Here is a 19,906-nt window from a genome sequence, read left to right as displayed (position 1 = left end):
TGGGGCGTCGCGTATTGGCAGACATTCTAAGGTCGTGCGGACCTATCATGTAACGTCCCTGTACCTCGCACGAGGCCACTTTTTGCACTTGCCCGCGACCAGCATGCCCAACCGCACAGTCTTTTTCGTCTCCGACGGCACCGGCATCACCGCCGAGACCTTCGGCAACTCCATCCTGGCCCAGTTCTCCACCAAGCACCGCCACGTGCGTCGACCCTTCATCGACACCCCGGAGAAGGCCCGCCAGATCCTCGAGGAGATCAACACGACGGTGGCCACCGAAGGCCAGCGGCCGATCGTGTTCATCACGCTGATCGACGAGGAGGCCCGGCGCCTGGTGCACGACAACGCCAATGCGCTGGTGCTCGACATGTTCCAGAGCTTCGTCGAGCCGCTGGAGAGCGAGCTGGGCATCAAGAGCAACCACCGGGTCGGCCGCTTCTCGGACGTAGCCAAGAGTCAGGAGTACCACGACCGCATCGAGGCGATCAACTTCTCGCTGGCCCACGACGACGGCCAGTCGGCCCGCAACCTCGACTCGGCCGACGTGATCCTCGTGGGCGTCAGCCGCAGCGGCAAGACGCCGACCTCGCTCTATCTGGCGATGCAGCACGGCGTCAAGGCGGCCAACTACCCGCTGATCCCCGAGGATTTCGAGCGCGACTGCCTGCCCTCGATGCTCGAGCCCTACAAGCGCAAGTGCTTCGGCCTGACCATCGATGCCGACCGGCTGAGCCAGATCCGCAACGAGCGTCGACCCGGCAGCAAGTACGCGGCGCTGTCGAACTGCCGCTACGAGATCAACGAGGCCGAACGGCTGATGAAGCGGGCCGGCATCTCCTGGCTGTCGTCGACCCACAAGTCGATCGAGGAGATCGCCACCACCATCCTGCGCGACATCCGCCCGGACCGGCTCATCTACTGAGCCACCCGACGCACCGCCCTGCCCGCGCGGCGTTCGCGCAGGCGGATGCGGGGATCAGACCAGCCGCTGGCGGGCCGATTCGTACAGGCAGATCGCGGTGGCTGCCGCCACGTTGAGCGATTCTTCGCCGCCCGGCTGGGGAATGCGCAGCGTCAGCTGGCAGCGCTCCATCAGGGCCGGGGCCACCCCCTGACCCTCGTGGCCGAACACCCAGGCGCAGGGGGTCGGCAGGCGCCGCTCGTGCAGCGCATCGGCCGCGTGCGAGCTGGTGGCGATCAGCGGCACCTCGATCGCGTCGAGTTCGCTGACGATCAGCCCCTCGACCAGGTGCAGGCCGAAGTGGGCCCCCATGCCCGCGCGCAGCACCTTGGGGGACCAGAAGGCCGCGCCCCCCTTGAGCGCCAGCACCTGGCGCACGCCCAGCGCACCGGCGCTGCGCAGGATGGTGCCGACGTTGCCGGGGTCCTGCAGGCGGTCAAGCACCACGGTGGGCACACCCTGCAGCGGCGCACGCCCGCGCTCCGGCGCGGCGATCAGGAAGCCGATGTTCGCCGGCGACTCGAGCGAACTCACCTCGCCCAGCAGCGCATCGTCGATCACCGTCACCTCGGCCGCCGCCAGGGCCAGCTCGCGCGGCCCCGGCTGCAACCACGCGCTCGCGCCGACGACCGACTGCAGCGGCACGCCGCCGCGGGCCAGCAGCGCGCGGCAGAGGTGATCGCCCTCGAGCCAGACCAGGCCCAGCTTGCGATAGGCACCGGGCTCCTGCGCCAGCCGCCGCAGGTCCTTGACCAGCGGATGGTTGCGCGACGTGATGTGTCTGGGTTCTTTCATGGCGGGAGCCCTCGGGTTCAGGCGCCACCGGGCAGCCGCTGGCGAGCAGCCGCCTCGCGCACCGGGGCATAAGAATGGCGATGCTGTTCACAAGGACCGTGCTGGCGCAGCGCCGCCAGGTGAGCGGCGGTCGGATAGCCCTTGTGCACGTCAAAACCGTACAGCGGATGGCGCTCGTGCAGCGCCAGGCACAGGCGGTCACGATGGACCTTGGCCAGGATGGATGCCGCCGAGATCGCCTGCACCTTCGAATCGCCCTTGACGATGGCCTCGGCCGGGATGCGCAGGGTCGGGATGCGGTTGCCGTCGACCAGCACCTTGGCCGGCCGCAGGCGCAGCCCTTCGACCGCCCGGCGCATGGCCAGCATCGTGGCCTGCAGGATGTTGAGGCGGTCGATCTCCTCGACGCTGGCCTCGGCGATGCAGCAGGCCAGCGCACGGGCGCGGATCTCGTCGAACAGCCGTTCGCGGCGACGCGGCGACAGCACCTTGGAGTCGGCCAGGCCGTCGACCGGGTTCAGGTCGTCGAGGATGACGGCGGCGGCCACCACCGGGCCGGCCAGCGGCCCGCGGCCGGCCTCGTCGACGCCGGCCATCAGCCCCGGACGATCGAAACTCAGCACGAACTGCGACCCGGCAGACGTGACGGTGGCGCGCTCATCGACCGAGCACTTGCGCGATCGCATCGGTCGCACGCTGCGCCGTTCCCTGGCGCAGCTGGTGGTGGAGTTCGGTGAAGCGCTGCTCGACGCCGGCACGGCGCGACGGGCTGTCCAGCCAGGACAGCGCCTCGCCGGCCAGCGCCTCGGCGGTGCAGGACTGCTGCAGCAGCTCGGGCACGACGAAGCTGCGCAGCAGGATGTTGGGCAGGCCCACCCAGGGCTGGTAGGCCATGCGCTGCATGCGCTGCCACGAGGCCCAGTGCATGTTGTAGGTGATGACCATCGGCCGCTTGAACAGCGCGGCCTCCAGCGTGGCCGTGCCGCTGGCGATCAGCGTCAGGTCGCAGGCCGCCAGCGCGGCATGCGACTGGCCGTCGAGCACCTGGATGGGCACGCCCGGCGCATGGCGGGCCAGCATCGGCTCGAGCAGCGGCCGCAGGCCGGGCACGACCGGCAGCACGAAGCGCAGCTCCGGGCGGCGCTGCCGCAGCAGCGCCGCGGCCGCCAGCAGGCGCGGGGCGATGTAGTTCATCTCGCCACGCCGGCTGCCCGGCAGCAGCGCGATCACGGTGGCGTCCTCGGGCAGGCCCAGCGCCGCACGGGCGCTCGACCGCGGCACCTCCATCGGGATGACGTCGGCCAGCGGATGGCCCACGTAGGTCGCGGCGATGCCGGCCCGGTGGTAGATCTCGGGCTCGAACGGGAACAGGCACAGCACGTGGTCGCAGGCGGCGCGGATCTTGTGGATGCGCGAACCGCGCCAGGCCCAGATCGACGGACTGACGAAGTGCACGGTGGGGATGCCGGCCCGCTTGAGGCGGGTCTCGAGCCCGAGGTTGAAGTCGGGTGCATCCACGCCGATGAAGACCTCGGGCCGTTCGGCCAGCAGCCGGTCGCCGAGTTCACGGCGCAGGCGCAGCAGGCCCCACAGCTTGCGCACCAGCTCCATGCTGTAGCCATGGATGGCCAGCAGGTCGTGCGGCCACCAGGCATCGAAGCCCTGCGCGGCCATCTGCGGCCCGCCGATGCCTGCGGACTGCAGCCCGGGCCAGCGTTCGCGCAAGGCCCGCAGCAGCATGCCGGCGAGCAGGTCACCGGACGCTTCGCCGGCCACCAGGGCCACTCGGGGATCGGAAGACGACATCGGTCGATTCAGCGCACGAGGCCGCGGCGAGCGCCGGCCACGAAGTCCAGCATGACCTGCACGTCGGCATCGGAGTCCGGCGAGCTGCCGCGCAGCGCGGCGACCTGCTCCATCGCCTGCTCCAGCGGCAGCGAGGATCGGTACATCAGCTTGTGGATCTGGCGGATCAGCGTGATGCGCTCGGCGCTGAAGTCGCGCCGGCGCAGCCCGGTCAGGTTGACCGCGCGCACCGCCAGCGGGTTGCCGTCGACCGTCATGAACGGCGGCACGTCCTGCGCCACATGACCCTGGAAGCCGATCATCGCGTGCGCGCCGATGTGCACGAACTGGTGCACGCCGCTCAGCCCGCCGATCGTCGCCCAGTCGCCGACATGGACGTGGCCGGCCAGCGTGGCGTTGTTGGCCAGCACGCAGTGGTCGCCCAGGCGCACGTCGTGGGCGATGTGCACATAGGCCATGACCCAGTTGTCGGAGCCGACGCGGGTGACGCCCTCTTCCTTCAGCGTGCCGGTGTTGAAGGTGCAGAACTCGCGGATGGTGTTGCGGTCCCCGATCACCAGCTCGGTGGGCTCGCCCCCGTAGCTCATGTCCTGAGGCACCGCGCCGATGGAGTTGAACTGGAAGATGCGGTTGTCGACGCCGATGGTCGTGCGGCCTTCGATCACGCAGTGCGCACCCACCCGGGTGCCTGCGCCGATGCACACGTCAGGGCCGATGACCGTGCAGGGGCCGACGACGACCCCGTCGCCCAGCCGGGCCGCCGGGTCGACCAGCGCGGTCGGATGGATCTGCGCCATGGCCGGCTTCACTCCACGCGGCGCTGGGTGCACATCAGCTGGGCCTCGCAGACGACGTTGCCGTCGACCAGGGCCTTGGCGCTGTACTTGTAGATGCCGGCCTTGACCCGGTCGATCGAGACGTCGATGATCAGCTGGTCACCCGGCTCGACCGGACGCTTGAAGCGTGCGCCGTCGATGCCCGCGAAGTAGTAGACCGTCTTGTCGTCGAGCTCGATGCCTTCGGTCGTGAACGACAGGATGGCCGCCGCCTGGGCCATGGCCTCGAGGATCAGCACGCCCGGCATGACCGGGCGCTGCGGGAAGTGGCCGGTGAAGTGCGGCTCATTCATCGTCACGTTCTTCTGAGCGACGATGCGCACACCCTTCTCCAGCTCGACCACGCGGTCGATCAGCAGCAGGGGATAACGGTGCGGCAGTTTCTTCAGAATCTGGTGAATGTCCATCACGCTCATGGCTGTGTCTTCTTTTCCAAGGCTCGGATGCGGTCCCTGAGGACATGGAGCTGACGCAGCGATGCCGCGTTCTTCTCCCACGAGCCGTTTTCATCGATGGGGAAGATCCCCGTGTACTGGCCGGGCCTGGTGATCGACCTCATCACCACGCTGGCCGCCGAAATGTGCACACCGTCGGCGATCTCGAGATGCCCGAGGATCATGCCGGCCCCACCGACGGTGCAGCCGCTGCCGATGCGCGTGCTGCCCGCCACGCCGACGCAGCCGGCCATCGCGCTGTGGGCACCGATGTGCACGTTGTGTCCAATCTGGATCTGGTTGTCGAGCTTGACGCCCTCGCCGATCACGGTGTGCTCGAGGGCACCACGGTCGATGCAGGTGTTCGCGCCGATCTCGACGTCGTCGCCCACGCGCACGCCGCCGAGCTGCTCGATCTTGATCCAGCGCCCGTCCTGCGGGGCGAAGCCGAAGCCGTCGGCCCCGAGCACCGCGCCGCTGTGGATCAGGCAGCGCTGGCCGATGTGCACGTCGTCCATCAGCGTGACCCGGGGCGCGAGCCGCGTGGCCGCGCCGATGCGCGTGCCACGGCCGAGGCAGCACTGGGCGCCGATGACCGCGCCATCACCGATGACCGAGCCCGGCTCGATCACCACCATCGGCCCGATGCTGACCTGCTCGCCGAGCACCACGTCGTCGGCAACCACCGCCGTGGCGTGCACGCCGAGGGTGGCACCGGGACGCACCTGGCGCGCCCACCACTGGGTCAGCCGGGCGAAGTGCAGGTAGGGATCGGGCACGACCCAGGCGACCACCCCGGCGGGCACCATGGCCACCATGGCCGGCGACACGATCACGCAGGCGGCCGTCGAGGCCTCGAGCTGGGCGCGGTAGCGCGGGTGGGTGACGAAGCTGATGGACTGCGGGCCGGCGCTGGCCAGCGGGCTGATTCGATCGACCGTGCGGTCGACGTCACCCGCCAGCTCTCCACCCAGCGCTGCCTGCAGCGCCTGCAAGGAAACCGGCGTCATGACATGTACTCCGAAACTGGGGCACGGCCGCCGGAGCGGCCGCACACCCTCACTTGCCGTTGCTGCCGGCGTTGAGGGCCTTGATCACCTTGTCGGTGATGTCCACGCGCGGGGAGGCGAACACCGCGTCCTGCACGATCAGGTCGTATTTTTCCTGCTCGAAGATCTGCTTGATGACCCGGTTGGCGCGCTCGACGATGCCCTGGGTCTCCTCGTTCTTGCGCTGAGCGAAGTCTTCCTGGAACTCGCGGCGCTTGCGCTGCAGGTCGCGGTCCTGCTCGACCAGCTCACGCTGGCGGCGCGAACGTTCGGTCTCGGTCAGCGTCAGCGCTTCCTTCTCGAGCTTGTCGGCCGAGACCTTCAGGCGGCTGACCTGATCGTTCAGGTCCTTGTCGCGCTTGCCGAATTCCGCCTCCAGCTTGGCCAGGGCAGCCTTGGCGGGCGCGGCGTCACGCAGCACACGGTCGCCATTCACGTAGCCGATGCGCAGCTCCTGCGCCTGGGAGGCCGGGGCGGCGAGTGCGCCCAGCGCGATGACGAACGAGGCGGTGAGGGGGCGTAGGATTGACTTCATCATCAGAATGCAGTGCCGATCTGGAACTGGAAGCGTTGGATTCTATCCGTTCGCGCATAACGCAAGGGCGTGCCCCAGCTGAGCTTGAGCGGGCCGACCGGCGAGATCCAGGACAGGCCGATGCCGGCGGACACCCGGATCGGGTTGTCCTTGGTGTCGGCCATCGACTGGCCTTCACCCCACACGTTGCCGGCATCGGTGTAGCCGAACAGGCGCAGGGTGCGGTCATTGCCGGCGCCCGGGAAGGGCACGTAGAGCTCGGCGTTGACGTTGATGCGCCGGTTGCCGCCGATGTAGGCATTGGTCACGTCGATCGGGCCGAGCGAGTTCTGGTCGAAGGCACGCACCGTGCCCAGACCGCCGCCGTAGAAGTTCTTGAAGATCGGGTAGGTGCGCCCGTTCAGGCCCACGCCCCAGCCCACCTCGGCGTTCAGGCCGAGCGTGAAGCGCTTGGACAGCGGGAAGTACTGCTGCAGCTGGTAGTTGTTGCGCAGGTAGCGGGTGTCCCCGGCCACGCCCCATTCGACGTTCAGGCGCTGGTAGCGGCCATCGGTGGGCACCAGCGCACTGTCGCGACCGTCACGCTGCCAGCCCAGCGTCAGCGGCACCGAGGTGCTCTTGTCGCCATAGACGTAGCGGTAGCGCTCGTAGTTCTCCGGCAGGTTGGCCGAGGAACGGATCTCGGTGCGCTCCACGCCCACGCCCAGGAAGACCGTGTCGTAGTCGGAGAACGGCACGCCGAAGCGCACCGAGGCGCCCGGCGTGACCAGCTCGTAGGACTCGCCCTGGCTGTTGAGCGGCTTGTTGGTGCGGTAGTACAGGTCCAGCGAGCGCGAGATGCCGTCGTTGGTGAAGTACGGGTCCACCGTCGACAGCACGTAGGTGCGGCTGTAGCGGCTGGTGTTGAACTCGATGCCCAGGTAGTTGCCCGAACCGAAGACGTTCTCCTGCTTGATCGACGCGGAGAAGGACAGCTTCTCGGCGCTGGAGAAGTTCGCGCCGACCAGCAGGCTGCCGGTGGGCTTTTCCTTGACGTTGACCGTCAGGTCGACCTGGTCGAGCGTGCCGGTGACCTCGTTGGTCTCGACATCCACGTCGGCGAAGTAGCCCAGGCGGTCGACCCGGTCACGCGAGAGCTTGATGCGGCGGCTGTCGTACCAGGCCGACTCGAACTGGCGGAACTCGCGGCGGATGACCTCGTCGCGGGTCTTGGTGTTGCCCGAGACGTTGATGCGGCGCACATAGACCCGGCGACCCGGATCGCCGTTGATCATCACCATCACCCGACCGGTGTCCCGGTCGATCTGCGGCACCGTCTCGGCGCGCGCGAAGGCGAAGCCGAACTCGCCATAACGCTCGATGAAGGCACGCTGGGTGTTGGCCACGTCCTCGGCGCGGTAGGCCTCGCCGGGCCGGATGCTGACCAGCGACTTGAACTCCTCGTCCTTGCCGAGGAAGTCACCCGACAGCTTCACGCCGGTGACCAGGTAACGCTGGCCTTCCTTGACGTTGACGGTGATCGAGATGTTCTGCTTGTCCGGCGAGATCGCCACCTGGGTCGACTCGACGTTGAACTCGAGGTAGCCGCGGTTCAGGTAGTAGGCACGCAGCGTCTCGAGGTCGGCATTGAGCTTGGCGCGCGAATAGCGGTCGCTCTTGGTGTACCAGGTCAGCCAGCCGCCGGTGGTCAGGTCGAGCTCGGAGCGCAGCGTGCTCTCCGAGAAGGCCTCGTTGCCGGTGATGCGGATGTCGGCGATGCGCGCCACGCCGCCTTCGTTGACCGCGAAGGTCACGTTGACGCGGTTGCGCTCCACCGGCGTGACGGTGGTGACGACCTCGGCGCCGTACAGGCTGCGCGTCAGGTACTGGCGCTTGAGCTCCTGCTCGGCGCGGTCGGCCTGGGCCTTGTCGAAAGGCTGGCCTTCGCCCACGCCGATGCTCTTGAGCGCCTTCAGCAGCGTGTCGCGGTCGAACTCGCGGGCGCCGGAGAAATCGACGCTGGCGATGATCGGACGCTCCTCGACGACGACGATGACACTCTGGTCCTCGACCTCGAGGCGCACGTCCTTGAACAGGCCGGTGGCGAACAGCGCCCGCAGCGCGGTCGCGCCCTTGTCCTCGGTGTAGGTGTCACCGATGCGGAAGGGCAGCACCGCGAACACGGTCCCGGCCTCGGTGCGCTGCAGGCCCTCGACGCGGATGTCCTTGAGCACGAAGGGCTGGGCGGCCCAGGCCGGCAGCGACAGCGCCGACAGGGCGGCCACCACGGCACAGACGACGGGACGGGGAGAGAGGAGAGATTCGGTCGGAAAACGCATGCAATCTTCACAGGCCCATCAGACGAGCCACATCGTTGTACAGGGCGAGCGACATCATCATGAGGATGAGCACCACACCACCTCGCTGCAACCGCTCGATCCACCCATCGGGGATCGGTCGGCCAGTCACTCCCTCGATCAGATAATACAGGAGGTGTCCGCCGTCGAGCATCGGCAGCGGCAACAGGTTCAGCACCCCCAGGCTGATGCTGACCACCGCCAGGAAACCCAGGTAGTAGGACAGCCCGAGGGCCACCGACTGGCCGGCGTAGTCGGCGATGGTCAGCGGCCCGGTCAGGTTCTTCAGCGACGCCTCGCCGATGATCATGCGGCCGAACATCTTCAGCGTCAGCACGATCATGCTGCCGGTCTCGGAGAAGGCCCGCCCGAAGCTCTCGCGCACGCCGTAGTGCACCCGCGTCATCTCGGGGGGCGAACCGACCACGGCCTCGATGCGGCCGATGCGCTGGCCACGGTCCTCGCGCAGCTCGGGCAGCACCGTCAGCTCGACGGGCACGCCGGCACGGCGCACCAGCCAGCGCTGCGCCCGGATCTCGCCGGTCTCGCCGCTGGCACGGATCAGCGCCCGCAGCCCGGCGCCATCGACGACGGGCCGACCATCGACCGACAGCACCCGGTCGCCCGTCTTCAGGCGCGCCCGGTCGGCCGCCCCGCCCTCGACCACCTCGCCCATCACCGGCTCGGTGAACGGTGCGCCCAGGCCGATGGCGCGCATCATCGCGGCATCGGCCTCGCGGGAGTCCAGGCGCGACAGCGGCAGCGTCACCTCACGCTTGCCCGACGCGCTGCCCGCACGCACCTCCAGCACCACGTCGTGGCCATCGATGGCCGCACGGGTCAGCTGCCAGCGCAGGTCGGTCATCGACGCGACCGGCTTCCAGCGCTCGCTGCTGGCGACCTCGTCGCGGTCGAGCACGGCCAGCGCGGTGACCTGGTCCCCGGCACGCACACCCGCCGCATCGGCCAGGCTGGCCGCCACGGGTGAACCCAGCACGGCCACCGGCTCGGTCGTGCCCAGCCAGTGCGAGGCGGCGTACAGCAGCACCGCCAGCACCAGGTTGGCGAGCGGTCCGGCCAGCACGATGAAGCTGCGCCGGCTCAGCGACTGGCGATTGAAGGCCCGCGGCAGCAGCGCCGGCGGCACCGGCGCCTCGCGCTCGTCGAGCATCTTGACGTAGCCCCCCAGCGGCAGCAGGCTGAGCACCCATTCGGTCTCGCCGATCCGGCGGCGCCACAGCGGCTGGCCGAAGCCGATCGAGAAGCGCAGCACCTGGACCCCGCAGGCGCGTGCGGCGCCGTAGTGGCCCAGCTCGTGCACGACGATCAGCACCCCGATGGTGAGCAGGAAGGCCAGCAAGGTGTTCATCGTCTCTCCAGGAAGACCACGCGGCGCGGGTCGGGCATCAGGATGCCGGGACGGCGACCCGACCCTGCCAGCGGCCCACGATCTCGCGGGCGTGGGCCCGGGCCCGCTCGTCGAGCGCCAGCAGGCCATCCACCGAAGTGACCTCGCCGGCATCGATCGACAGGCAGGCCAGCGTCTCGGCGTTCAGGGCGTGGATCTGATCAAAGCGCAATCGTTCCGCCAGGAAGCTGGCGACAGCCACCTCGTTGGCCGCGTTCAGCACGGTCGTGCTGCCCTCGGCGGCGGCCAGCGCCTGCCAGGACAGGTGCAGGCCGGGGAAACGCGTCGCGTCCGCCGGCTCGAAGGTCAGCGAGGACAGGCTGCAGAAATCCAGCGTCTGCGCGCCCGACTCGATGCGCTCGGGCCAGGACAGGCCGTAGGCGATGGGAACGCGCATGTCGGGCGTGCCCAGCTGCGCCAGCACCGAGCGGTCCCGGCAGACCACCATCGAGTGGATGATGCTCTGCGGATGGATCACCACCCGGACCTGCTGCGGCGTCAGGTCGAACAGCCAGCGGGCCTCGATGACCTCGAGCGCCTTGTTCATCATCGTGGCCGAATCGACCGAGATCTTGCGGCCCATGGTCCAGTTCGGATGGGCACAGGCCTGGGCCGGCGTCACGTCGGCCAGCGTGCCCGGATCCCGGCTGCGGAACGGCCCGCCCGAGGCGGTCAGCACGATGTGGTCGATGCGGCGGGCCCAGGCGCTGCGCTCCTCGGGCAGGCACTGGAAGATCGCCGAGTGCTCGCTGTCGATGGGCAGCAGCGTCGCCCCGCCCTGCTGCACCGCCTGCATGAACAGCGCGCCACCGACCACCAGGGCCTCCTTGTTGGCCAGCAGCAGCCGCTTGCCGGCGCGCGCGGCCGCCAGGCAGGGCCGCAGCCCGGCGGCGCCGACGATCGCGGCCATCACGCTGTCGACCTCCGGATGCGAGGCCACGTGCTCGAGCGCCGACGGCCCCTCGAGCACCTCGGTGTGCAGGCCGGCCGCGCGCAGCCGCTCGCGCAGTTGCTGCGCCAGCTCGGCCGTGGGCATCACCGCAAGGCGAGGCCGCCAGGTCAGGCACTGGGCCGCCAGCTCATCGACGCGGCTGTGCGCCGTCAGCGCGAAGACCTCGAAACGCTCCGGATGGCGCGACAGCACGTCGAGCGTGCTGGTGCCGATGGAGCCGGTCGAGCCGAGGATGCTGATGCGCTGGCGACGCGCGGCGGAAGACACGGAAGGGGTCATGGGGCGATCACTGAATCAGGGCCAGGGCCAGGGGACACACCGGCAGCAGTGCATCGATGCGGTCCAGCACCCCGCCATGGCCAGGCAGCAGGCCGCTGCTGTCCTTGACGCCGGCGGCCCGCTTGACGAGGGATTCGAACAGGTCACCCACCACGCTCATGCTGGCCAGGAACAGGCAGCACAGCACCGCGAGCGCACCACCCCAGCGCTGCCACAGCACGGTGTAGAGGCTGGGGCCGTCGACCGGCAGGCGGGTGTCGAGGTACATCCACAGCCCGGCCACGACCAGCACGCCGAGCATGCCGCTGAACGCGCCCTCCCAGCTCTTGCCGGGGCTGATGGACAGCGCCAGCTTGCGGCGCCCGAAGGCCTTGCCACCGAAGTAGGCGGCGATGTCGGCCGCCCAGACCAGGCAGAACAGCGACAGCAGGAAATTGAGGCCGCGCCCGTGGGCGGTCCAGATGGCCAGCCAGGCCAGCCACAGCATCAGCAGCCCGCCCAGCTGGCGCCAGCCGGGCGGCAGCTGCGGCCAGGCCGGCACCCCCAGACGCAGCACGGCGGTGCCGCCCAGCACCCACAGCAGCACGGCCGCCCACCACATCCAGGGCGGCACGACCATGCCGGTCAGGCCGGCGGCCATCGACACGAAGGCCAGCATCAGGCCCGAGCTCACGGAGCCCGCTCCGGAGCGGCCGTTGAGGCGGGCCCATTCCCAGCCGGCCGCGCCGATCATCACCAGGGTCAGCAACCCGAAAGGCCAGGCGGCCTGCGCAGCCAGCGCCGGCAGCAGCACCAGCAGCAGCAGCACTGCGGTGATGACTCGTTGTTTGAGCATGGAACCGGCCTGAGGGGATCAGGCAGCAGGAGGAACGGTCACGGCCTGGCCCGCGGGCCCGACATCGGTCTTGACCCGGCCGAAGCGCCGGTCGCGCCGCCCGTAGTCGGCAAAGGCGGCATCCAGCGCCTTGTCATCGAAGTCGGGCCACAGGCAGTCGGTGAAGACCAGCTCGGAGTAGGCCGACTGCCACAGCAGGAAGTTGGAGATGCGCACCTCGCCACCGGTGCGGATGAACAGGTCCGGATCGGGCGCGTAGGCCATCGACATGTACGAGGCCAGGCGCTGCTCGTCGAGCTGCTCGGGGGGCAAGCCATCACGCATCGCCTGCTGGCAGGCCTGCACGATGTCCCAGCGGCCGCCGTAGTTGAAGGCCACCGAGACGGTGATGCGGCGGTTGTCACGGGTCAGGGTCTCGGCCTCGTCCCAGGCCGCGCGGACCTTGTCCGACACCATGGCCCGGTCACCGACGATGCGGATGCGCACGCCATCCTGGGCCATGCGGGCCAGGTACCTGGAGACGGCCATCAGCACCAGGTTCATCAGGCCCGAGACCTCTTCCTGCGGCCGCTTCCAGTTCTCGGACGAGAACGCGAACACCGTCAGGTACTCGACGCCCCGATCGGCACAGGCATTGATCGTGTGGACCAGCGAATCGACGCCGAACTTGTGCCCGACGACACGGGGCATCAGACGGCGATTGGCCCAGCGGCCGTTGCCATCCATGACGATGGCCACGTGCCGGGGGACGGAGGAAGGGACCGCAGCCACGGATCGACGCGCCGATCAGACCGCGAGGATCTCGGCTTCCTTGCCGTGGACCAGCTTGTCGATCTCGACGATCGTGCGGTCGGTCAGCTTCTGGACCTCGTCGAGCGAGCGGCGCTCGTCGTCCTCGCTGATCAGCTTGTCCTTGAGCAGCTTCTTGGCCTGCTCGTTGGCGTCGCGGCGCAGGTTGCGCACGGCGACCTTGGCGTCCTCGCCGGCGTTGCGGGCGACCTTGGTCAGCTCCTTGCGACGCTCTTCGGTCAGCGCGGGCATCGGCACGCGGATGATGTCGCCCATGCTCGAGGGGTTCAGGCCCAGGTCCGATTCACGGATGGCCTTCTCGATCTTCTGGCCCATGGGCTTTTCCCAGGGCTGGACGCTGATGGTGCGCGCATCGACCAGGGTCACGTTGGCGACCTGGCTGATCGGCAGCATCGAGCCGTAGTACTCCACCTGCACCTGATCGAGCAGGCCGGGGTGTGCACGGCCGGTGCGGATCTTGGACAGCTCATGCTTGAACGCCTCGACGGACTTGGCCATCTTGGCTTCGGCGTTTTTCTTGATGTCAGCGATGCTCATCGAATTCTCCTCGGTGCCGGAACAACGGAACGACGGCCGGGGCGATCGCGTGATCGCCCCGGCCGGGTTCATCAGACGTGCACCAGCGTCCCTTCGTCCCCGCCTTCGACCACACGCTTGAGCGCGCCCGGCTTGAAGATCGAGAACACCTTGATCGGCAGGTTCTGGTCGCGACACAGCGCGAACGCGGTCGAATCCAGCACCTGCAGGTTGCGGCTGATCGCCTCATCGAACGTCAGGCTGGTGTAGCGGGTGGCACTCGGGTCCTTCTTCGGATCGGCGGTGTAGACACCGTCGACCTTGGTGGCCTTGAGGACCACCTGCGCACCGATCTCGGCGCCACGCAGCGCGGCGGCGGTATCGGTGGTGAAGAAGGGGTTGCCGGTTCCGCCCGCGAACACCACGACCTTGCCCTCCTCGAGGTACTGCAGCGCCTTGGGCCGCACGTACGGCTCGACCACCTGGTCGATGCTGAGCGCGGACATCACGCGGGCGGTCATGCCCTCCTGGCGCATGGTGTCGGCCAGCGCCAGCGAGTTCATCACCGTGGCCAGCATGCCCATGTAGTCGGCGGTGGCGCGGTCCATGCCGACCGCGCCGCCGGCCACACCACGGAAGATGTTGCCGCCGCCGATGACGACGGCCACCTGGCATCCGAGCTGGGTGACCTCCTGGACCTCGCGCACCATGCGCACGATGGTGGCGCGGTTGATGCCATAGGCATCATCGCCCATCAGGGCCTCGCCAGAAAGTTTCAGCAGGATGCGTTGGTAAGCCGGCATGCAGGTTTCCTCGAAGCTGGAAGACGTTGAAAGTTTAGGCGAAGGAGATCACTGGCCCTTGGCAGCGGCCACCTGGGCAGCCACTTCGGCAGCGAAGTCGTCCTGCTTCTTCTCGATGCCCTCGCCCACGACGAACATCGCGAAGCCGCTGACCACCGTGCCGACCGACTTGAGCATCTGCTCGACGGTCTGCTTGTCGTTCTTCACGAACGACTGGTTGAACAGCGAGACTTCCTTCAGGTACTTCTGGACCGAACCGTCGATGCGCTTGGCAACGATCTCGGCGGACTGCGCCGGCTTGCCGGCGGCTTCGGCCGTCTTGGCATCCTCGGCAGCCTTGCCCGCAGCGACCGCACGCTCCTTCTCGATCAGCTCGGCCGGCACGTCAGCCGACGTCAGCGCGACCGGCTTCATCGCGGCGATGTGCATCGCGACGTCCTTGGCGGCCGTGGCGTCACCCGTGTACTCGACGACCACGCCGATGCGGGTGCCGTGCAGGTAGCTGGCCAGGTTCACCGCGCCGTCGTAGCAGCGGAAGCGGCGGATGGACATGTTCTCGCCGATCTTGCCGATCAGGCCCTTGCGCACGTCTTCCACGGTCGGACCGAAGTCGCCCTGGGTCAGCGGCAGTGCCGACAGCGCGGCCAGGTCGGCCGGGGTGTTCTCGGCGGCCAGGCGGGCGACGGCCTGACCGAAGGCCAGGAAGTCGTCGTTCTTGGTGACGAAGTCGGTTTCGCAGTTGACCTCGACCAGCGCGCCCTTGCCACCGTCGATGGCGGCGGCGACGATGCCTTCGGCGGTCACGCGCGAGGCGGCCTTGCTGGCCTTGTTGCCCAGCTTGACGCGCAGCAGCTCTTCGGCCTTGTCCATGTTGCCGTCGGCCTCGGTGAGCGCCTTCTTGCACTCCATCATCGGGGCATCGGTCTTGGCGCGCAGTTCAGCGACCATGCTGGCAGTGATTGCAGGCATTGTGTCTTTCCTCATCATTCTGAAAAAAAGGGGCTGAATCACAGCCCCTTGCATGCCGAGCCTGAAAAAGATCAGGCGGCTTCGTTGACCTCGACGAACTCGTCGCTGCCCGAAGCCACTTGCTCGACCACCTCGTTCAGGGAGCTGGCACGGCCCTCGAGAACCGCATCGGCCATCACGCGGGCGTACAGCGCCACTGCCTTGGCAGAGTCGTCGTTGCCCGGGATCACGTAGTCGATGCCCACCGGCGAGTGGTTGGTGTCCACCACGCCGATGACGGGGATGCCCAGCTTCTGCGCTTCGGCGATGGCGATCTTGTGATAGCCGACGTCGATGACGAACAGGGCATCAGGCAGTGCGCCCATGTCCTGGATGCCGCCGATGTCCTTCTCGAGCTTGGTGAGCTCGCGCTGGAACATCAGGCCTTCCTTCTTGCTCAGCTGCTCCAGACCGGCTTCGGTCTGGGCCTGCATGTCCTTGAGCTTCTTCAGCGAGCCCTTGACGGTCTTGAAGTTGGTCAGCATGCCGCCGAGCCAGCGCTGGTCGACGAAGGGCATGCCGGCACGGCGTGCTTCTTCGGCCACCACTTCGCGCGCCTGGCGCTTGGTGCCCACGAACAGGATGGTGCCGCGGCGAGCCGCCAGCTGACGAGCGAACTTCGTCGCCTCGGTGAAGAGCGGAACCGTCTTCTCGAGGTTGATGATGTGGATCTTGTTGCGATGACCGAAGATGTACGGAGCCATCTTGGGGTTCCAGAAGCGGGTTTGGTGACCGAAGTGGACACCGGCTTCCAGCATTTCGCGCATCGTGAAGGACATCTTGTAACTCCAAAGGTTGGATCTAGAATCCGGCTCGAATTGCACGCAGTACAAAAGTGACGCGGCTCTCGCTGAGTCACTCCTGCGGCGCAACACCTTCAGGCAGCCGGATTCGGGCTTGGTTTTCCGCTGGCATCCGGGTCGTGTTCACGACCGGCGCCCGGCCTCGGAATGAGACCGTGTTCGGATAAACCCGACGATTATATCAGCCTTGACCCCCGGCCCTCCAGCCCCCGAACCTCAGGACCCGTGCAGCGGGCTCGCCATGCCTCTTCTCGCCCCTTCGGCCCCCTTCTTCGTGCCCGGCATCTCCCCATGCGCATCGCGGTGATCGGCGCCGGCGTGGTGGGCGTGTGCACCACCTGGGAGCTGGCGGACGACGGCCACGACGTGCACTGCTTCGACCGCCACGACAGCGTCGCCGCGCAGTCCAGCTTCGCGCACACCGGCCTGCTGGGCACGCTGGCGCCGTCCTTCATGCCCCCGCCCCGGCACGGCGCCACGACGGCCCTGAAGGAATGGCGCTGGCTGCGCGCCCACCGGCGCTCCGGCCGCACCACCACGCCGGCCGACCTGCAGGCGCTGCACCAGCTGGGCGCGGCCAGCCGCCAGCACCTGGACCACCTGTGCCGCCGCCTGGACATCCAGATCGAGCGCAGCCAGGGCACGCTGGTGCTGCTGCACGACGCGGCGCAGCTCGACGAGGCCGCCGCGCGGCTGCCGACGTGGCAGCAGGCCGGGCTGACGGCGCGGCTGGTCGACGCCGAGGCCTGCCAGGCCCTCGAGCCCGGTCTGGGCGGCGACCCGCAGACCCGCGACCGGCCGCTCGAGCTGGCCGGCGGCCTGCACCTGCCCGACGAGGGCGCGGGCAACTGCCGGCAGTTCGCGCAGCAGCTGCGCGACCGCGCCGAGCGTCAGCACGGTGCGCAGTTCCACTTCGGCATCAGCGTGCAGCAGCTCGCCAGCAGCGGCGGCAGGCCCTTGCTCACCCTGCACCGCCCGGCCGATCGTCCCGCCACCGAGGCCCTCGCCGGTGACGCCCCCGACCGCCACGCGCCCGGCCCCGCCCCGTTCGCCGACACGGCCACCCTGCCCCGCACCTGGCAGGAGGACTTCGATGCGGTGGTGCTCTGCACGGGCGCCTCGGGCGGACTGACGGCCCGGATGCCCCAGACCCTGCCGCTGCGCGCGGTGTGGGGTCACACGATCACCTTCCGCCTGCACCCGCAGGGCCTGCCGATCCGCTCGGCCGTGGTCGATGCACAGACCGGCGTGACGATCACCCGCCTGGGCGACCGGCTGCGCGTGGCCGGCACCCACCGGCTCACCCCGGCGGACGCCACGCCCCCGGCGGCCGGCGACGCCGCGCTGCAGGCGCTCTACCAGGCAGTCGAGCGCTGGTTTCCCAGCGCGATCCAGCGTGCGGATTCCCAGGTCTGGACCGGCGCCAGGGCCTGCCTGCCCGGCCCGCTGCCCACCATCGGCGCCAGTGCGCAGGCCGGCATCTGGCTGAACATGGGTCACGGCGGCGCGGGCTGGGCCCTGGCCTGCGGCAGCGCACGCCGGCTCGCCGATCTGGTCGCGGCCTCGGCCACGTCCGCCACCCCCGTCACCGCCACGGCACCCCTCGTCGCCACCGACCGGATGAACGCATGAGCACCACCCCCGCCACCCTGGAAGCCGACGACATCATCCTCGACACCAACGTCGTGCTCGACTGGCTGGTGTTCGAGCAGGCCCAGGGCCGCATGATCGGGCAGCAGGTGCGCGACGGCCGACTGCGCTGGATCGTCAGCGACACGATGCACGACGAGCTGATCGACGTGCTGGGGCGGCTGCTGACCCTGCCCTCGCTGATGCGCTGGCAGCACCGCCATGCCGACGCGCTCGCCGCCGTCGAGGCCTGGTCGGTGCGGGTGGCCGAACCCCGCGCCCTGCCGCTGCCTCGGCGCCTGCACTGCACCGACCCGGACGACCAGGTCTTCATCAACCTGGCCCTGGACCGCGGCACCCGCTGGCTGCTCAGCCGCGACCACGCGCTGCTGCGGCTCGCGCGGCGGGCCCGGCTGCAGGGGGTCGAGGTCCTGACCCCGGAGCGCTGGGCCGCCACGGCAGCGGACCACATGCGCCTCGCACCGGAGCCGCTCGCATGAGCCCGAACGCCCTTCCGGCCCGGGTGCTCCCGGAGCCCGTCCGCGAGGCGATCGGCAGGCGAGACGAGCACGGCGCCATCGGCCTGCACCGGGCCGCCAGCGCCCGGCAGCGGGAACGGCAGGCACTGGCCACCCGCGCCCCCCATGCCTTGATGGCACGCGCCGGCCTGGCCGTGGCGCGCCTGGCACTGGCGCTGCAGCCGCATGCCCGCACGGTCTGGATCGCCTGCGGACACGGCAACAACGGCGGCGACGGCCTCGAGGCGGCAATCCATCTGCAGCAGGCCGGCCGACAGGTGCTACTGCAGCTGCTCGAGCCCCCGGCAGGCAGCACCGCACCCGACGACGCCCGGCTGGCGCAGCAGCGGGCCCGGGACGCCGGCCTCGTCATCCACACCGGCACGCAGAGCCCGCCGGGCGCCGGGCAGGCCGACCTCGTCATCGACGCCCTGCTGGGCCGGGGACTCGGCCGGCCGGCCGAAGGCCCGCTGGCCGCCGCCATCGAGGCCATCAACGACGCCGGTCTCCCGACCCTGGCGGTCGACCTGCCCTCGGGCCTGCCCGGCGACGGCGGGCACCCGGTCGGCCCGTGCGTGCGGGCGGACTGGACCCTGGCACTGCTGACGCTGGCCCCGGGCCTGTTCACCGGCGCCGGCCGGGACCTGGCCGGCGAGATCTGGCAGGACCCGCTGGGCACGCTGGACGACCCGCAACCCATGCCCGCCGACGCCCGACTCAACGACGGACGCAGCATCGAAAGACTGATGCCGCTGCGCCCCCATGCGCTGCACAAGGGCAGCAGCGGCGACGTGCTGGTGATCGGCGGGGCCCGCGGCATGGGGGGCGCGGCGATGCTGGCCGCCCGTGCCGCCCTCGTCGCCGGCGCCGGACGCGTGCACCTGCACCCGCTGGATCCGCAGGGACTGGCCACGGACCCGCTGCACCCCGAACTGATGCACTGCAGCCGCCCCGACAGCGACCTGCTGGCCCGCTGCACCGTCGTGGCCGGATGCGGCGGCGCCACGGACATCATCGGCTGGCTGCCCGAGCTGTCACGCCACGCCGCGCGGCTGGTGCTGGATGCCGACGCGCTGAACGCGCTCGCGGCCGACTCCGCCCTGCTGGCGCTGCTGCACCAGCGCGAGGCGGGTCGCACGGTCATCACGCCGCATCCGCTGGAAGCGGCCCGCCTGCTGCGCTACCCCCTCGAGACGATCCAGCAGGACCGCCTGGCCGCAGCCCAGGAACTGGCAAGGCGCTGCCATGCGGTGGTCGTGCTCAAGGGCTCGGGCAGCGTGATCGCCGCACCGGGACGGCTGCCCTGGATCAACACCAGCGGCAGTGCGGCCCTGGCCACGGCCGGCAGCGGCGACGTGCTGGCGGGCTGGCTCGGGGCAAGCTGGTCACGGCGCGCCACGCTCCCCGCCTCGCCTGCCGACCCCTGGCAAGCGAGCGAACAGGCCGCACGGCTGGCCGTGCACCTGCACGGCCAGCAGGCTCAGCGACTGAGCCCGGACCGGGCCGCCCTGCCGGCCAGCCGGCTGGCCGAGGCGGCCTGCCTGCTGAGGCCACGCCACCCCGACACCGGTCCCGGGCCGATCGCCTGAC

General features: G+C 69.5%; 20 protein-coding genes. 4 read left to right on the top strand and 16 right to left on the bottom strand.

From position 1 onward, the window contains the following. The first annotated feature begins 103 nt into the window (after nucleotides 1-103). Nucleotides 104-925, top strand: coding sequence for a posphoenolpyruvate synthetase regulatory kinase/phosphorylase PpsR (gene ppsR / locus C7444_RS02720; protein WP_110399299.1), 822 nt, complete (start codon nucleotides 104-106; stop codon nucleotides 923-925). A 54-nt stretch (nucleotides 926-979) separates the two neighbouring features. Here the strand turns inward: ppsR and C7444_RS02715 are convergent, their stop codons facing one another. The 16 genes from C7444_RS02715 to rpsB all read right to left on the bottom strand — a co-directional run bounded on the left by C7444_RS02715 (nucleotide 980) and on the right by rpsB (nucleotide 16,145). Then, the gene (locus C7444_RS02715; protein WP_110399298.1) at nucleotides 980-1,759 is read right to left on the bottom strand and encodes a TrmH family RNA methyltransferase; all 780 of its coding nucleotides are present in this window, start codon (nucleotides 1,757-1,759) and stop codon (nucleotides 980-982) included. A gap of 17 nt (nucleotides 1,760-1,776) precedes the next feature. Continuing rightward, nucleotides 1,777-2,355 (bottom strand): ribonuclease HII, encoded by a 579-nt coding sequence (gene rnhB / locus C7444_RS02710; protein ID WP_245909399.1) that lies wholly within the window; start codon nucleotides 2,353-2,355, stop codon nucleotides 1,777-1,779. A gap of 61 nt (nucleotides 2,356-2,416) precedes the next feature. Further along, nucleotides 2,417-3,565: a lipid-A-disaccharide synthase gene (lpxB, locus tag C7444_RS02705; RefSeq protein ID WP_110399296.1), complete on the bottom strand. Its 1,149-nt coding sequence runs from the start codon at nucleotides 3,563-3,565 to the stop codon at nucleotides 2,417-2,419. 8 nt (nucleotides 3,566-3,573) lie between these two features. Further along, nucleotides 3,574-4,362, bottom strand: coding sequence for an acyl-ACP--UDP-N-acetylglucosamine O-acyltransferase (lpxA, locus tag C7444_RS02700; protein WP_110399470.1), 789 nt, complete (start codon nucleotides 4,360-4,362; stop codon nucleotides 3,574-3,576). A gap of 8 nt (nucleotides 4,363-4,370) precedes the next feature. After that, nucleotides 4,371-4,811 (bottom strand): 3-hydroxyacyl-ACP dehydratase FabZ, encoded by a 441-nt coding sequence (gene fabZ, locus C7444_RS02695; protein ID WP_110399471.1) that lies wholly within the window; start codon nucleotides 4,809-4,811, stop codon nucleotides 4,371-4,373. Nucleotides 4,812-4,813: 2 nt separating this feature from the next. Next, nucleotides 4,814-5,845: a UDP-3-O-(3-hydroxymyristoyl)glucosamine N-acyltransferase gene (gene lpxD / locus C7444_RS02690; RefSeq protein WP_110399295.1), complete on the bottom strand. Its 1,032-nt coding sequence runs from the start codon at nucleotides 5,843-5,845 to the stop codon at nucleotides 4,814-4,816. 49 nt (nucleotides 5,846-5,894) lie between these two features. Further along, nucleotides 5,895-6,419 (bottom strand): OmpH/Skp family outer membrane protein, encoded by a 525-nt coding sequence (locus tag C7444_RS02685; RefSeq protein ID WP_110399294.1) that lies wholly within the window; start codon nucleotides 6,417-6,419, stop codon nucleotides 5,895-5,897. A gap of 2 nt (nucleotides 6,420-6,421) precedes the next feature. Further along, nucleotides 6,422-8,737: an outer membrane protein assembly factor BamA gene (bamA, locus tag C7444_RS02680; RefSeq protein WP_110399293.1), complete on the bottom strand. Its 2,316-nt coding sequence runs from the start codon at nucleotides 8,735-8,737 to the stop codon at nucleotides 6,422-6,424. 7 nt (nucleotides 8,738-8,744) lie between these two features. Then, a complete protein-coding gene (gene rseP, locus C7444_RS02675; protein ID WP_110399292.1) occupies nucleotides 8,745-10,124 on the bottom strand; it encodes an RIP metalloprotease RseP in 1,380 nt (459 codons plus the stop codon). Nucleotides 10,125-10,161: 37 nt separating this feature from the next. After that, nucleotides 10,162-11,394 (bottom strand): 1-deoxy-D-xylulose-5-phosphate reductoisomerase, encoded by a 1,233-nt coding sequence (ispC, locus tag C7444_RS02670; RefSeq protein WP_110399291.1) that lies wholly within the window; start codon nucleotides 11,392-11,394, stop codon nucleotides 10,162-10,164. Nucleotides 11,395-11,401: 7 nt separating this feature from the next. Next, nucleotides 11,402-12,229: a phosphatidate cytidylyltransferase gene (locus C7444_RS02665; protein WP_110399290.1), complete on the bottom strand. Its 828-nt coding sequence runs from the start codon at nucleotides 12,227-12,229 to the stop codon at nucleotides 11,402-11,404. 18 nt (nucleotides 12,230-12,247) lie between these two features. After that, complete coding sequence (uppS, locus tag C7444_RS02660) at nucleotides 12,248-13,000, bottom strand: polyprenyl diphosphate synthase (protein ID WP_259372550.1); 753 nt, start codon at nucleotides 12,998-13,000, stop codon at nucleotides 12,248-12,250. A gap of 15 nt (nucleotides 13,001-13,015) precedes the next feature. Then, nucleotides 13,016-13,576 (bottom strand): ribosome recycling factor, encoded by a 561-nt coding sequence (gene frr, locus C7444_RS02655; protein ID WP_110399289.1) that lies wholly within the window; start codon nucleotides 13,574-13,576, stop codon nucleotides 13,016-13,018. A gap of 71 nt (nucleotides 13,577-13,647) precedes the next feature. Further along, nucleotides 13,648-14,358: a UMP kinase gene (gene pyrH / locus C7444_RS02650; RefSeq protein WP_110399288.1), complete on the bottom strand. Its 711-nt coding sequence runs from the start codon at nucleotides 14,356-14,358 to the stop codon at nucleotides 13,648-13,650. Nucleotides 14,359-14,406: 48 nt separating this feature from the next. Beyond that, nucleotides 14,407-15,327, bottom strand: coding sequence for a translation elongation factor Ts (gene tsf / locus C7444_RS02645; protein ID WP_110399287.1), 921 nt, complete (start codon nucleotides 15,325-15,327; stop codon nucleotides 14,407-14,409). Between the two features lie 71 nt (nucleotides 15,328-15,398). Next, entirely contained in the window at nucleotides 15,399-16,145 is a 747-nt protein-coding gene (gene rpsB, locus C7444_RS02640) for a 30S ribosomal protein S2 (protein ID WP_110399286.1), read from the bottom strand. Between the two features lie 315 nt (nucleotides 16,146-16,460). Here rpsB and C7444_RS02635 point away from each other — a divergent pair, with 315 nt between their 5' ends. The 3 genes from C7444_RS02635 to C7444_RS02625 are packed head-to-tail and all read left to right on the top strand — an operon-like array spanning nucleotide 16,461 to nucleotide 19,905. Further along, complete coding sequence (locus C7444_RS02635) at nucleotides 16,461-17,801, top strand: FAD-dependent oxidoreductase (RefSeq protein WP_170130604.1); 1,341 nt, start codon at nucleotides 16,461-16,463, stop codon at nucleotides 17,799-17,801. After that, nucleotides 17,798-18,298 (top strand): PIN domain-containing protein, encoded by a 501-nt coding sequence (locus C7444_RS02630; protein ID WP_110399284.1) that lies wholly within the window; start codon nucleotides 17,798-17,800, stop codon nucleotides 18,296-18,298. The genes C7444_RS02635 and C7444_RS02630 overlap by 4 nt, the downstream gene beginning before the upstream one ends. Next, a complete protein-coding gene (locus tag C7444_RS02625) occupies nucleotides 18,295-19,905 on the top strand; it encodes an NAD(P)H-hydrate dehydratase (RefSeq protein ID WP_110399283.1) in 1,611 nt (536 codons plus the stop codon). The genes C7444_RS02630 and C7444_RS02625 overlap by 4 nt, the downstream gene beginning before the upstream one ends. The last annotated feature ends 1 nt before the right edge of the window (nucleotide 19,906 follow it).

The sequence above is a fragment of the Sphaerotilus hippei genome, assembly GCF_003201595.1.
In the GTDB taxonomy this organism is placed as follows: Bacteria; Pseudomonadota; Gammaproteobacteria; order Burkholderiales; family Burkholderiaceae_C; genus Sphaerotilus; species Sphaerotilus hippei.
The sequence above is the reverse complement of the archived record's forward strand: the minus strand, read 5'-3'. Positions and strand labels throughout refer to the sequence as shown.